This window comes from Alistipes finegoldii DSM 17242, from assembly GCF_000265365.1.
GTDB lineage: Bacteria > Bacteroidota > Bacteroidia > Bacteroidales > Rikenellaceae > Alistipes > Alistipes finegoldii.
Map to the genome: position 1 here is coordinate 1,053,352 of NC_018011.1, position 12,733 is coordinate 1,066,084.

Genomic DNA, 12,733 nt, shown 5'->3' on the forward strand with positions numbered 1-12,733 from the left:
GGTTTTAGGTTAATAATCCAAATTCTCGTGGGTTCCGGAAAGTCCACGCTGCAAAGGTCGCAAACGATTCTGGAGCGAATCTGAAACCAAGGCGCAGGGAGCATGCGCCCGAACCCGATGATCGAGCGTAAACTTCGCAAAGTCCGTTCGCATCCACCCGTAGCGGTATATCCACTCGTTGGCCTCGATGATCCGGCGGAGACAGCGATAACACCGGAAATGTTTCATCCCTCCCAAATAGGAGTTTATCGAAGCGGCAAATTTCGGAGCCTGTCGCTCTCCGTAATGCGATCGGCTGGCATCGAGCATCCGAAGCAACCGCCGGATCACCCGATGGCTCGGATAGATCCGTCCGGGCTTGACATAGCCGCCGACGAACAACACACCCCGGTCGGCGCGCTGCAAATGAATTTTGTTAGGATGAAGCGTCAAATGCAACTCCTCGCGCAGAAAATCGCGGATCACGGGAATCAACGATTTCAGATAAGCCCGATCCTCGTGCACAATGAAAAAGTCGTCCACATAACGGCCGTAATGACGCACTTTCAGCTCCCGTTTCATCCACTGGTCGAAGCGATCCATGTAGATATTGCTGAACAACTGCGAAGTCAGATTGCCGATGGGAAGACCGCAGTCGGGCGCAGCGCGAAAAAGACTTTTGCTCGGAGGGAAATCGGCCCACACCTTTCGCGATCCGCGCACGATGCAGTTTTGCGTCGAATCGTGGAAAATCACCCGTTCGAGCAGATAGAACAGCAGCTCCGAATCGAGCATGTAACGTCCGGCCGGCTGCGCGGCGCAATATGCCGTCCAATGACGTTCGAGATAACTGCGCAGCATGGCGTAGAGGATCTTGCGGTCGATAGAGAAAAAGTAGCCCTGCACGTCGAGTTTGAGCACCCAGCACGGCCGCGAATAATTGCGCGAACAACTGCGGATATGATGATCGAGCCGCCGAATGGCGTAAAGCGTCCCCCTCCCTTTTCGGCACGAATAGGAGTCGGCGATGAAGGTCCGCTCGAAAAGCGGAGCGATCTGGTCATGGATCAGACGGTGAACGATGCGATCCCGGAAATTCGCTCCGAAAATCTCGCGTTTGATCTCCAACTCCGTCAACAGGAAACAAATGCTGCGCGAAGGATTATACCGACGCGAGACGATGTCGTCGTAAAGCTCCAGCAGCTCGTGCTCCATATTCAGCTCGTAGCGGAGCTGATTGACCGTATTGCGTTTGCCTTTCCGGACATCGAAATACGCTTGGAATAGGGTATCCAAAAGATCGTAGTTCATAATTCTGCGTTCTTAAAAAGAGGGTTTGCCTGTTCTCGCGCACACGCTACGGACACAACGCACGGAATACAAGTTCGTCTTGTTGTTGTTCGTCACCGATGAACCGGTAGGCGTAACGCTCATGTAGAACGCGTTGTTGTTGTTGTTGGTCGTAGCCGACCAGTAATAGCCGTTGACGTTAGCCGGGCTGCCACCGTTGCCGGCAAGAGGAAAACCCGAAGCAACCGCTGTGAGCCCGGGCGACGAAACGGCGGCGGGAGCGAAGCCCGCACCGCAGGAAGAGTCGTCGCGGCGGCTTCGTCGGGGCGACCGACGAAACAGTACCGGAGCCGAAAAGCAGCGGGCGTCGCCGACCCGAAAAGGGACCGGACAAGCCCGCTGAAACTCCGGCGGGTTACTGAACAGGCACGGCACACTCCGCATGCACCCCGCAGGATGACGCGGATTCCGGCACGAAACCCTCTGTAATCGCATATCAATCATCCTAAAAATTCTCAAAACTCACAAAAAACACGCACAGGCGGCAGCTATAAAAGAGGGTTTGCCTGTTCTCGCGCACACGCTACGGACACAACGCACGGAATACAAGCCTTTGCCGTAGGTCGTCACCGATGAACCGCTAGGGAGAAGGCCCAGGTAGTACGCGTCGTACCTGGTGTCGTAGCTGGTCGTAGCCGACCAGTAATAGCCGTTGACGTTAGCCGGGTTGCCACCGTTGCCGGCAAGAGGAAAACCCGAAGCAACCGCTGTGAGCCCGGGCGACGAAACGGCGGCGGGAGCGAAGCCCGCACCGCAGGAAGAGTCGTCGCGGCGGCTTCGTCGGGGCGACCGACGAAACAGTACCGGAGCCGAAAAGCAGCGGGCGTCGCCGACCCGAAAAGGGACCGGACAAGCCCGCTGAAACTCCGGCGGGTTACTGAACAGGCACGGCTCGCTCCGCATACACCCCGCAGGATGACGCGGATTCCGGCACGAAACCCTCTGCAAGTGTTTTCAAAGATCGTTCGATTCGCCCCCGTCCCTGCGGACGACAGCGTTTTTGGTCAGGTATTTGTCCCATGCGGCCAGTTGCTTGGAAATCGCCTCGGACCGCTCGCTCAACAACACGTATTGTTTGAGCGAAAGCTGTTTCAGGTCGTGAAGAATCCGCAGGTAGATCTTCACCTCCTCGATATGCTCCCGACACAGCGCCACCTCGCAGAGTTTTTCGCGGCTTCGGTTGGCCCGGAACAGGCAGAGCATCATCGTCATCAGCATCTTTTTCAGGTCCTCGCCGATCGTGTAGCGGAAATCGCGCTGGAACGTCCGGCTGACCGTATAGACGCGCAGCAGCAGATCGTAGGCATCCTTAAATACCGGAAGATTCTGGTAGTGCGCCATAGCATCTCTTTTGAACCGATTGCAGGAACAGCATGCACTCCAGCGGCGAGGCGCTCTCCAAGCGGAAGCGCAGCACGTCGGCAAGGATAGCGCGCATCGAATCCGGCGTACAGGTCTGCGGGAGAATGGCAGGAGTATCCCCGCCTTCCTTCCCGGAGCGCACTTCGGCCTGCGGTGCGGCATTCGCCGCCTTCGGGGTCCGGGCCGCCTTGCGGGCGTCCGCCTCGGCAGCCGCACGCTCGGCCTCGCGGCACCAAGCATCGTACTCCTGCGCATCGAATCCCAAGGCCGGGGCGCCGTAAATCCGATAATCCTCGCTGATTTCGGTCTGGATCCACTCGGAGTTTTCGCCGAACACCTCGCCGAGGGCGAAAAACGGAAATCCCAGCGAGTAGTAACGCCCCCGCTTGCAATCCGTCACGTTGACCTTGTAGCGCCGCACGTGTTCGGTGAAAAGAAAAGCCGACTCGTTGTAGAGTTTGGCGAACATTCCCTCGTGAAAAACGTGCATTCGCGGCTGCGCGGCATCGAAAGAGGATAATTTTTCCTGAATGGTCATTTTTCAAAAAAATTTTCGACGCCCAAAGGGCGTATTTCAACCCTGCGGCCTACAAGCCGCAGGGTAATAATCCAATCAATCGAATTTTCGCACACACTACCGTGTCGTCGCCGAGTTAAACTCGTCAGCCGACACGCTACGGACACAACGCACGGAATACAAGTTCGTCTTGGCGTAGTTCGTCACCGATGAACCGGTAGGCGTAACGCTCATGTAGAACGCGGTGCTGCTGCTGTTGGTCGTAGCCGACCAGTAATAGCCGTTGACGCTAGCCGGGATGCCACCGTAGCCGGCAAGAGGAAAATAACAGCCGATATAATCGCCCGACACCTTATCTCTGGTTTCGGAAACGAGGAACGCACGCTGTTTGGAGAAAATAAGTTTCGTGCTGACCAGATTCAAGTGAGCCTGTGTCGGAACGACCCATTTCGACTTGTCGGCGGTCTTATACCACGGCGAGAACTTGCCGTCTTCATCCATGTTCGTGCTGCCGTCGGCGTCATCCCCGATAAGCCAATACTTCTCGACAAAGTTCGCGGTTCCGGCGCCGATTTTGCCGCCTGCGTCACTCCACGGATAATACTCGCCCTTCCAGTCTTTGTTGTCATTTTGCTTCCCGGCGCCAGTAATGTCCATCTTCAGATCATTGGTAAAGTATTTTGCGTATGTGAAGTTATTGCCGCCGTTGGCGATACGCATAGGGGTACCTACGTTCCGGTCGGCAACCAGCAGATAATTCGCCCCGTCTTTAATCAACACGTCGTTTACGATGCATGACGTCTTGATCGAAATGGTTATGGAGAGTGTCTGCGGCTGGCCTTTATCCGCGCTTTTCGGTTCGGCTTTGATCGTGATCGTACCTCTGATCGTAGGGTCGCCGGGGCCCGTTCGGAACACGTTGACGTAGAACGATTCGCCGTTCTGTAATCCTGTGAGTTTGTTTAAACACGTCCCATTTGCGGTCCATCCTGCCGTGATCGTGCTGTTGTCAGCCCTGTCTTTGGAGAGGAACAAGTCGTAATCCTTGTTGAAGTCGGATTCCACGCTATATTGGTAGTTCGTGGGATCGGCCAGATTGACTATGAACTTCTTCTGCACCGAGATGCCGCTCTTCACCGTCGTGACCGTGGGGTCGAATCCGTTGATGACCAGTCCGTCCTGACCTTCGGGAACCGAAGGTGTCACGGTCAGCAGGTAGTCCGATTTGGGCTGGACGAAGGTCAGCGTCACCGGAGGGGTCTCCGCGTCCAAGGTCCCGGTATAATTCATTCGGGAGACTTTCAGCGTGAAGGTTCTCTCACCAGCGGAAATATTGGTCGGAACGTCCACTTCGAGCATACCGCCGTTGGCGCCCGATGCAGTCCATGTGACGCCGATATTGCTGCAGCTGTTATCCACGTCGGCCACCGTCCATTGCGACCGCTTGGAGCCGGTCTGCACCTGCATGCGGAGCGTGCCGCCCGACCCGGGAGCTCTGTATTGGACGGTCCCGATCTGGTTGTCCACCATCAGCACCTTTACCTCGTCCTTGGACGAAAGCTGCATTACGTCGATCACGGCCGTCAGCGGACTACTCGGGTTCACGGTGCCGCCGGTAGCCTTGACGGCCAGACGCGCCTTGCGTAAAAATTCGGTGGCGTTGTCCTCTTTCGTGCGGATCGAGAACGACCCGTTGTCGTTGCTGCGCACGTAGGTAAACTTGGCGTAGTCCGGGGCATCGGCAGCGTTCTGAATCCACTCGACCTTCCACGTAAGTCCCTCCTTGACCTGCACCTTGACCGTCTCGCTGAGGTCTTTCTCCCCGGCGAACGAAACCATGGCGCGGGAAATGGTCAGGAAGTTGCCCCGCTCGTCGGTGACGGTCGTATTGTCGTCGTCCTTCCATGAGTCGCTGACCGTGTAGTCGAGCAACGGTGCGCTGGCGTCCTCGGCCTCGCTCTCGCTCGAAGCCCCGGGGCCGCTCACGCGGTTGATGATGCCCCGGTAGAAGTGGTTGCGGCGCAGAAGCTGGCTGCGGCCGTTCTCGGCCATGTTGAAGCGGTAATAGGTCAGCTTTTGCTTGGGGTTGGAGGCCGTATTCACCGTGCCGTCCTGATAGTATCCGGCGATCATCAGGTAGGTGGTAGCCTTGTCGTTCTGCACGACCACGGGCACCATGTTCGGAAAGGCGTAGATCTGCGCCCTCACCTCCTGACGCTTGGAACCGTCTGTCAGGTCGGCAGGAGTTCCCACGGTAATCCACTTGCCGTCGTTGATGCCGCCCAGTTCCTCCCCGCTGGCGGGAGCCCACGGCACGTCGTTATGGAAGTAGTAGCCTCCCTTGCGGAAATGCACCAGCTTGACCTTCTCGATGATAAGGTCTTTAGCGGCGTCATGCCGCAGGTCGAGACGGCATACGCTCCGCCAGAAGCGGAGGGTGCCCGAAAAGGTGTAGCCCGACTGGGCGTTGCCCGAGAAGCTCAGGTCGCTCTCGTTGCCCAGTCCGTCCTGCACCTCGCCCCACATGGGCAGGACGATGGAACCCGAGGCGCCCGAACCTTCCAGGTGAACGGAGTTCACCACGGCGTAGAGGTCCTGCCGGATGGTCTGATAGCTGCCGCTGGCGGCGGTCTGGTTCAGATAAGCGTCGAAGGTGCTGTAACCCGTGGGCACGTGGTCGTGGGCGTTGCCGATCACCAGCGTCCGGTACGATTCACCGGCCGTCAGGCCCTTCGGGATCGGGAACGAGACGTAGCTCGACCCGGCGGAGACGTTGGCGTGCTGGTAGGTGATGTAGTTGCCGTCCTGGGTGAAGAACAGCACGTGCACGTCCTTCAGGTTGCGTTCGTGAGGGTCGGTGGCCACGGCGCGCGTGACCGCCTCCATGCCGTCGATCGAGAAAGCTATACGCAACTCCCCGGAACTGCCCGCATCGGGGCCTGCGAGCGGATCCGTATCGTCCCGCACGCACCCCGCAACGGCGGCGGAGACCAGCAATCCCGCGAGGAACTTGCCGAGGCGGCCGCCGAATCGGTATTTCATTCTGTTTTGCATGTCATTCTAATGTTTTTTTATATACATTGACCCGGATAGGGTGTCTAAAAGTCGTTCTCGACGTCGCCCCCGTTCTCCCACTCGGTGTCCGAATAGGGGTGTTGGTACAGGTTGACCACCAGTTCGAGCCGTCCGATGCGGATCGTCAGCACCTCGTGCCGCTTTTGGCTGCCTGCGGGCAAGGCCTCTTTCGTACGGATGGTCAGCTTGCCTCCCTGATCGGTCACGGCGTCGGGGCTGTCGGCGGGCTTGGTCACCTCGAAGTGGCTGCCCGAAACGGAGGCATCGGTCAGTTCCGCGCTGGTGGCAGTGCCGTTCGGCAGCGAGAACTGCATGCTCCACTGCGACGGCTTGACGTTGCTCAGCAGTTGCAGCAGCGCCTCGACGCCCTGTCCGTCGTTCAGGTGCACCTCCTTACGCTCCACGGACGCCCAGTTCGTCCCGTCGAAGGCGATGTTCTGGTTGTTGTCCGTCCAGGTGATGATCTCGGCGGTGACGTCCGCCGTCCGGGACTCGTAAGCCTTGTCGGGAGTCTCCTCGCCACGTCCCATCACCTGCGTGATGCGGACGTTGTAACGGTGGTTGCGCAGCACGTCCATCAGCTTGCCCGACGGAGTGCCGCCACTGGCCGGGGTTCCCTCCTTGAAGTCGATGCGGTAGTAGGTGGTCGGGGCGTTCCCATCCGGGTATTTCCCGCCCACCACAATGGCGCAGCGGTTCAGGTGGTTGACGTCCCCGGGCGTGCCGTCGCCCTTCAGGATGACGTCCGATTCCGGAATATAGATCGAGTAGTCGATCTGGTTTCCGGCAACGACGTACTTCCAGTTCGGGGTGAGTATGGTCGTTCCGGCAGGTACGGACGGGGTCGTAACCTTGTGTCCGGAGGCATCGTAGCTGTCCAGCTTAGGCATCACCGACAGCCTGTTGTTGGGCTTGTAGATGTGAACCTCCGTGAGCGTGAAGTTCGAGACTTTCTCACCCACGGCGACGTCCACGCGGGCGACGCTGCGAAGCAGCGGTACGGAAAGTTTCTGCTGCGGTGTCGATGGGATGAGGTCCTCGTTGGCCTTGCCCCACATGGCGAAGCCTGCGGTGTTGTCCGCATGGAGTTTGTCCGTCACGGACTGCATGAGTTCCGCTTGCAGGGCTTCGTAGGTCTTTCCCCGCCACGACTGCCATGTCTGGGCATCGTACCTGTCGGCGACGTTGGCCAGCACGATGCACGTGAACGGCTCGGAGGCGAGGGCGCTCTCTACGGAGAAGCTCGTCTCGAACGTGTACGTTTTGCCGTCATCGGGCTTGGCGGTCAGCTTGCTGCCCTTGGCCACGGAATGCAGCTTCAGCCCGTCCTTCCGGAAGAACAGCACGAGCACGTTGTCGATGCGGGTTTCGTCCCCGGCGGTCAGCGCACGGCTGATGCTCCCGGACTCGGGCGCCCGGAGCAGGATCTCGACCCGCACGGAGTTCCCCGCAGAGGGACCGTCCGGCATCGGATCTTCGCCGTCGCGCACGCACGAAACCGCGAGAACGCACAAGACGGCGATCAGCCATCTCACTGTGCATTTGCCTTTGGTATATTTCTTAATGTCTATCATCTTGTTCTCTGTTAGTCCACTTCTCTGTGTCCAGCTATCACAGACCGCCGTTCATGTCGATAACGTGCCAGTCGTTCACGAAGATTGCGACGCTGAAGTTGCCGTCGGGCTGAAGCTGCGACTCCAGACGTATGACGAACTCGTCGTCCAGGTCGAGGTCCACGGCGGGATTGGCCGACAGCAGTTCCGAGAGGCTCCCGTCGAAGATCACGCCGGAGAGGCCCCGTCCGCTGTCGTCGGGAAGCACCTCGACGTGCAGCCGCGAGTCGTCGCCCTCGGCCAGACGCAGCACCGTGAACTTATGGATGGAGCGGTCGCTCTCCCGACTCGATTCCGGAAGCCACACCACGGGGTTTTCGTCCCGCGTGCGGCCTTCAAAGTCGTACGTCCCGTTCGACGCGCTGATCGTGCAGGAGAGCCTCGGAAACTGCTCGTCCCGAAGGCCCGAAACCTCGACGCGCACGTCGTTGCTCAGTTTGTGCAGGTCCATCGGATGCGGAGCCTGCAACTCGCCGGTGACGGTCAGTCCGCGGCCGATCTCGTACCACAGGTGTTCGGGCTTCTGCTCGATGCTCGACCCGTCAGAGAGGGTCTGTATCGACAGGCGGCTTTGCGGAAACCGTTCGCTCGAAAGGACCCGGTATCGTTCGCCTTCCGAACATCCCCATGCTACGGCATGGTAGGAGCCGGGGGCCACGTTCCATGTGAACGTATTGTCCGGCCCGAGGTCCTTGCTGCGGGCGACGGCCGAGGCTTTCAGTTCCCCGCTCCGGGAATCGAACAGGTACAGGCGCACCTGTTCGACCTCGGCGGAGAAAAGGTCCCGGCCTTCGCGGTTGTAGGTATAGCTGAACTGCAGGCGAAGCGGAAAAAGGCAGTCGTCCCGGTTATCCCGGACACAACCGCAAAGGAAGGAGGCCCCTCCGAAAAGGAGGAGCGCTCTTCTCATTACATACAAAGCCTTTTTCTGCATAGTTGTGCGGATTGGTTAGCCCAGCGGCTCGTTCATATCCACTACCGTCCACGGTTCGATCGTGATGTCGGCCGAGATGTGGGTCTGGGTTTCCAGCGGAGTGGTCGGTTCGGTCGGAATCGTACCAGCGGCAGTATTGAAGCCCAGGTTGCTGATCTCGGTAATATTGACCTTGTAGTAATGGTTGCGGTTCACAGCGTACTTCTTGGTCAGAGTGGTCTCGCGGATGTCGCGGATATTGAGGCGGTAGTAGCTTATACCATTGGTATATGTCAGCACCTCGTAATCAACCAGTTCGCCCTGCGTAGCCTTGTACGTAGTAGCATCGGCCTCTTGTTTGAAATAGAGGATCTGGTTGTCTTTGAGGGCGAAGGTGATCTTACCCGAAGCGAGTTCTTTCTTGGCCAGCACGTAGAATGTTGTGCCGGGCGTCAAGGCTGTTTGGGTTACATTACCGGTAGCGTCTGCTGTTGCCTGGGGAGTAACCTGCAGGCTGACCAGCACGTAAGAGGTATTACCGGTAGTCGGAGCCTCGTTGACGTTCTCGGCCAGGTACTGCGAATTAGCGAAGGTATTGTCATACGTCGTCAAACCGTTCGTCCACTTGATAGCGTCTGTCTGCAGTTTCGTCAGGTGGTCGTAAGTGCCGTCTCTGTCAGCATCGGTCTGCTCGGCGGTTTTACCCTTGGGCGAGAACTCTCCTGCAGTGAGTTTGGCGAGGTACGTCTGGGAATTCTGCTGTGCCAGCGTGAACTTGGCATCGGCGACGGTGGCATTAACGACCGGCTTCACGGGAACGTTAGTCACGAACTGCATCTGCACTTTGGCGGCGCCGCGAGCGACGGAGATCTTGATGAGATTGGCGTCTTGGGTAGCCTCATCCTCCGTCCGCTCGGTCAGGGTAGCTTCCGTCTTACCGGCCATGAAGAAGCCGTTCTCTTCGGCGATATCCGTAGCAGCGATCAACTGTTTCTCGAAATCGCTCTGCAGCGAGCCGATAGCTCCCTGAGCATTGTTGTAGTTGGCCACGGCGTAGATCGTCTTGGTGCCGGTAGTCGTAGCGAGGGCCGTAGTGCCTTTATTGTCTGTATTCAGAGTAATCCGGCCCTTAGTCTCCAAGACCCCGCCGTTGAAGATGTAGATGTTGAGGTCGCTGATTTTTGTCTCTGTTGCTACGGCGTTGGGATCGGTGGAAGCGGCGCGCGTACTCTGATTCAGAAGAGACACCGAGAACGAAGCGTACGTCTTGACTCCGGCTTCCGGGGTAACACGGTTGCCACCGTCTTCCTTGTTGCATCCTACAGCCAGCAGCATCGTCGAAAGCATGCCAGCGATAATCGATTTGGTTTTCATAAAAATAAATTTAAAAAGTGATTAAAAAAAAGTGAAAAAATAGTTATTAATGTATCTTGTCGTCAGGATTGTTCGTCCGTCGCCCGCACGGGGTCCGTCACTCCGTCTTGACCTCGTATTCCACCTTGCACTCGATGCGCCGCAGTTCGGGGAAGAACTCCCGGAACATCCACCGGTAAGGCTCTCCGCCATAGAGATCCATCAGTTTGCGTTCGCGGCCTTCGTAAACGCCCGTATTGAGGATGATGCGCTCGATAGCGTTCTTCCACGCCGTATTGTCGCTCTGTTCGACCAGACGCAGCAGACCGCTCCAATCCTCTCCGCGGCCGGCCGTGTGCATGATGTCCTTCATCCACGGATAGAAGTCCAGCAGGTATTCCTGAAGACTGTGTGCACGGGTGCTCGACAGCCGGTCGTTGTATTGGGCCGTACCTTCGATCGAACAGTAACCCGTCAAAGAAATACGCTGGATGACGACCGTCGAATCTCCCTGTATCCGGTCAATGAACTCTTTGAAAGCGGCCAGGCGCTCCCCATTGTCGGCCAGTGTACGCACGATTTTGGCGCTGCCAGCCTCGTACTGCAAATGCAGGACGTAAGTTTCGTTGCGGAACATTCGGGGTGGCTCAGAAGCATGGATAACGACGGTATCACGAATGATAACCGTGTCGCGCACGATGCGCTCCTCGATGATGGGCTTCGGAGCGTTGAGCGCAGCGAGGCGGGCGGCCTCGGCCATGCGTTTCTTCTTCCCGAAACGGTAAATGAGATTCAGCGCCAACTTCGTGGGACCGACGTAATGCTTCGTACCGGAACCGATGCGCACCCCGCAGTTATTCGGGCAATACTCGTCATACTCGGTATAGATATAACCCACGCCGATCTGGCCCTCCATACCCCACCGTTCGGAGAAGTTCCACCGGTAACCGTACGTAAGGCCGGCGCCGGCAGCCCACCCCTCATGACGCTGTGCGCCGGTGGAGGGATAGAAGTTAAACGGAAGGTGCACCTTATTAAGGTTGTACTCCCCGCCCAGCAGGTGTATGCCCACAAAATGGCCCCGCTGCCGGGCCTTGGTCCAGAAGCGGAACTCCGGCTGCACCATCCAGTGTTTCCACTTGCGGTTATCGCTCAGCGTCCACCCGTTGTAGTTGCCGGACACGTCCATCGACCACCTGCGGCCGAGCGGGAATTCCACGCCCAGATTGACCGTGGCCGCCGCGTCGTAAATCAGGTTCGTCTTCAAGCCGACCTCACGGCAGGTCCGCGAGCGCTCCAACGTATCGACGCCGGCACCCACCGGGTCTGCGGAGAGTAATTCCCCTCCGGAAACCCAAGAACCGCATGCGAGCAGCAACAATGATAAAATCAGTCTCTTTATTCTCATAAGCAGCAAATATTGTTTTTCAATCATCCTTGGAGGTTCGATACGTGTCGGCCACCTCACGGGTCCGATCCATTACGGACGGTCCGGCGACGGAGAGACGCCCGCCCCAAGAATCGGCATGCAAGAGCTCCGAACGGCGACGAAGCCGCGTAGGCGTCTGTCCGAAGTATTGTTTGCAGAAAGTGGTAAAGTAGGAAGGCGTAGCAAACCCGTAGTCCGCAGCGATCTCGGCGATGCACTTATCCGTATTGCGAATCTCGTGAAAGATATGCTCGGCACGGCGCTCGTTGAGCCACTCGTGCACCGAGCGTTTGAATTCGGCCTTGAACTTGCGTTGGAAACTGCGCACGCTCATGTTCGCGAGGGCCGCAAAGCCCCTCACGTCGCAGACATCGCGGTAATGCTGGAAGATGAAATCCTTGAAGTTGTCGTTATAGCCCACGACATAATGCAACAGGGCGTACAACTCTTCCGGCGCGTGGTAGCCGCGAAGAAGAATACACAACTCCTCCTGTTTGACCTTATGGTAATGGATGCAGTTCAGGCCGTCGTCCAAAGCCCCGGACAACGACGAGAAAAATGCCGCAACAGGCTCTTTAACTGTTAATTGCGGAACAGTTCGGAGGGGGGGGGATTTTTACAGACCTCGCGCGACAAATCCAAGAAAGAGTATTTGTTGCAAAGCGGCAGCTGCCCAGAAAAGAAGCAGGCCACTAAGCGGCTGCCGGATACGGACGCACCTGAGAAGCGAAGATTCTTGGGAACGAGAAGCAACGCACCCACCCCGACACACTGAGGCGGGAAAAGCCCCCACTCCACGAGCAGGCGACCTTCGGCGATGTAGAGCAGCACGCTACGGTTCTCGTCCTGAAACGACAGCACCTCGCCCGCCGACAACCGGTACTGTCGGAAAAGAGAGGTCGAATCCGAAGCGTAATTCTCGCAGTCCAAGTGAGTTTCTATGTCGCAAAGGGGCATAAGGATCAAACTTCTGGTTTTTGATGGCAAAATTACAATATCTTACACCAATTATGTTTTCGAAAACGCGACAAAAAATTTCGTAAATCCGACAAAAGAGCCTGTTTATAAGGCACATGGGCCAAACAGGCTTGCCGAAAATTACACAAACACGACATTGTGCGGGAGAAAACAGGCGGCAATCA

At 57.5% G+C, this 12,733-nt stretch carries 10 protein-coding genes; all 10 read right to left on the reverse strand.

Features of this window, described 5'->3' with window-relative positions; translation table 11 throughout:
• Positions 1-9 precede the first annotated feature (9 nt).
• The 10 genes from ALFI_RS04805 to ALFI_RS04850 all read right to left on the reverse strand — a co-directional run bounded on the left by ALFI_RS04805 (position 10) and on the right by ALFI_RS04850 (position 12,548).
• Positions 10-1,290 carry an RNA-directed DNA polymerase gene (locus ALFI_RS04805; RefSeq protein WP_014774990.1) on the reverse strand — a complete coding sequence of 427 codons (1,281 nt, stop codon included), beginning with the start codon at positions 1,288-1,290 and terminating at the stop codon, positions 10-12.
• A gap of 993 nt (positions 1,291-2,283) precedes the next feature.
• Entirely contained in the window at positions 2,284-2,670 is a 387-nt protein-coding gene (locus tag ALFI_RS04810) for a four helix bundle protein (RefSeq protein WP_014774991.1), read from the reverse strand.
• Positions 2,639-3,229, reverse strand: coding sequence for a hypothetical protein (locus ALFI_RS04815; RefSeq protein ID WP_014774992.1), 591 nt, complete (start codon positions 3,227-3,229; stop codon positions 2,639-2,641). Before ALFI_RS04815 ends, ALFI_RS04810 begins: the two co-directional genes overlap by 32 nt.
• A gap of 96 nt (positions 3,230-3,325) precedes the next feature.
• Positions 3,326-6,250: an Lcl C-terminal domain-containing protein gene (locus ALFI_RS04820; RefSeq protein ID WP_155835637.1), complete on the reverse strand. Its 2,925-nt coding sequence runs from the start codon at positions 6,248-6,250 to the stop codon at positions 3,326-3,328.
• A gap of 56 nt (positions 6,251-6,306) precedes the next feature.
• Entirely contained in the window at positions 6,307-7,857 is a 1,551-nt protein-coding gene (locus ALFI_RS04825) for a FimB/Mfa2 family fimbrial subunit (protein WP_014774994.1), read from the reverse strand.
• A 37-nt stretch (positions 7,858-7,894) separates the two neighbouring features.
• The gene (locus ALFI_RS04830) at positions 7,895-8,806 is read right to left on the reverse strand and encodes a FimB/Mfa2 family fimbrial subunit (RefSeq protein ID WP_014774995.1); all 912 of its coding nucleotides are present in this window, start codon (positions 8,804-8,806) and stop codon (positions 7,895-7,897) included.
• Between the two features lie 39 nt (positions 8,807-8,845).
• On the reverse strand, positions 8,846-10,183 hold the full coding sequence (locus ALFI_RS04835) for an Mfa1 family fimbria major subunit (RefSeq protein ID WP_014774996.1): 1,338 nt from the start codon (positions 10,181-10,183) through the stop codon (positions 8,846-8,848).
• 97 nt (positions 10,184-10,280) lie between these two features.
• The gene (locus tag ALFI_RS04840) at positions 10,281-11,570 is read right to left on the reverse strand and encodes a DUF3575 domain-containing protein (RefSeq protein WP_014774997.1); all 1,290 of its coding nucleotides are present in this window, start codon (positions 11,568-11,570) and stop codon (positions 10,281-10,283) included.
• A 19-nt stretch (positions 11,571-11,589) separates the two neighbouring features.
• Positions 11,590-12,075, reverse strand: coding sequence for a helix-turn-helix transcriptional regulator (locus tag ALFI_RS04845; RefSeq protein ID WP_155835638.1), 486 nt, complete (start codon positions 12,073-12,075; stop codon positions 11,590-11,592).
• 98 nt (positions 12,076-12,173) lie between these two features.
• Complete coding sequence (locus ALFI_RS04850; RefSeq protein ID WP_208854104.1) at positions 12,174-12,548, reverse strand: hypothetical protein; 375 nt, start codon at positions 12,546-12,548, stop codon at positions 12,174-12,176.
• Positions 12,549-12,733: the final 185 nt, after the last annotated feature.

What these genes read in the sequence shown, in the direction of transcription:
- ALFI_RS04830 (WP_014774995.1), bottom strand. Translation starts at nt 8,806, where the DNA reads ATGAGAAGAGCGCTCCTCCTTTTCGGAGGGGCCTCCTTCCTTTGCGGT.
- ALFI_RS04825 (WP_014774994.1), bottom strand. Translation starts at nt 7,857, where the DNA reads ATGATAGACATTAAGAAATATACCAAAGGCAAATGCACAGTGAGATGG.
- ALFI_RS04850 (WP_208854104.1), bottom strand. Translation starts at nt 12,548, where the DNA reads ATGCCCCTTTGCGACATAGAAACTCACTTGGACTGCGAGAATTACGCT.
- ALFI_RS04820 (WP_155835637.1), bottom strand. Translation starts at nt 6,250, where the DNA reads ATGAAATACCGATTCGGCGGCCGCCTCGGCAAGTTCCTCGCGGGATTG.
- ALFI_RS04835 (WP_014774996.1), bottom strand. Translation starts at nt 10,183, where the DNA reads ATGAAAACCAAATCGATTATCGCTGGCATGCTTTCGACGATGCTGCTG.
- ALFI_RS04810 (WP_014774991.1), bottom strand. Translation starts at nt 2,670, where the DNA reads ATGGCGCACTACCAGAATCTTCCGGTATTTAAGGATGCCTACGATCTG.
- ALFI_RS04805 (WP_014774990.1), bottom strand. Translation starts at nt 1,290, where the DNA reads ATGAACTACGATCTTTTGGATACCCTATTCCAAGCGTATTTCGATGTC.
- ALFI_RS04840 (WP_014774997.1), bottom strand. Translation starts at nt 11,570, where the DNA reads ATGAGAATAAAGAGACTGATTTTATCATTGTTGCTGCTCGCATGCGGT.
- ALFI_RS04815 (WP_014774992.1), bottom strand. Translation starts at nt 3,229, where the DNA reads ATGACCATTCAGGAAAAATTATCCTCTTTCGATGCCGCGCAGCCGCGA.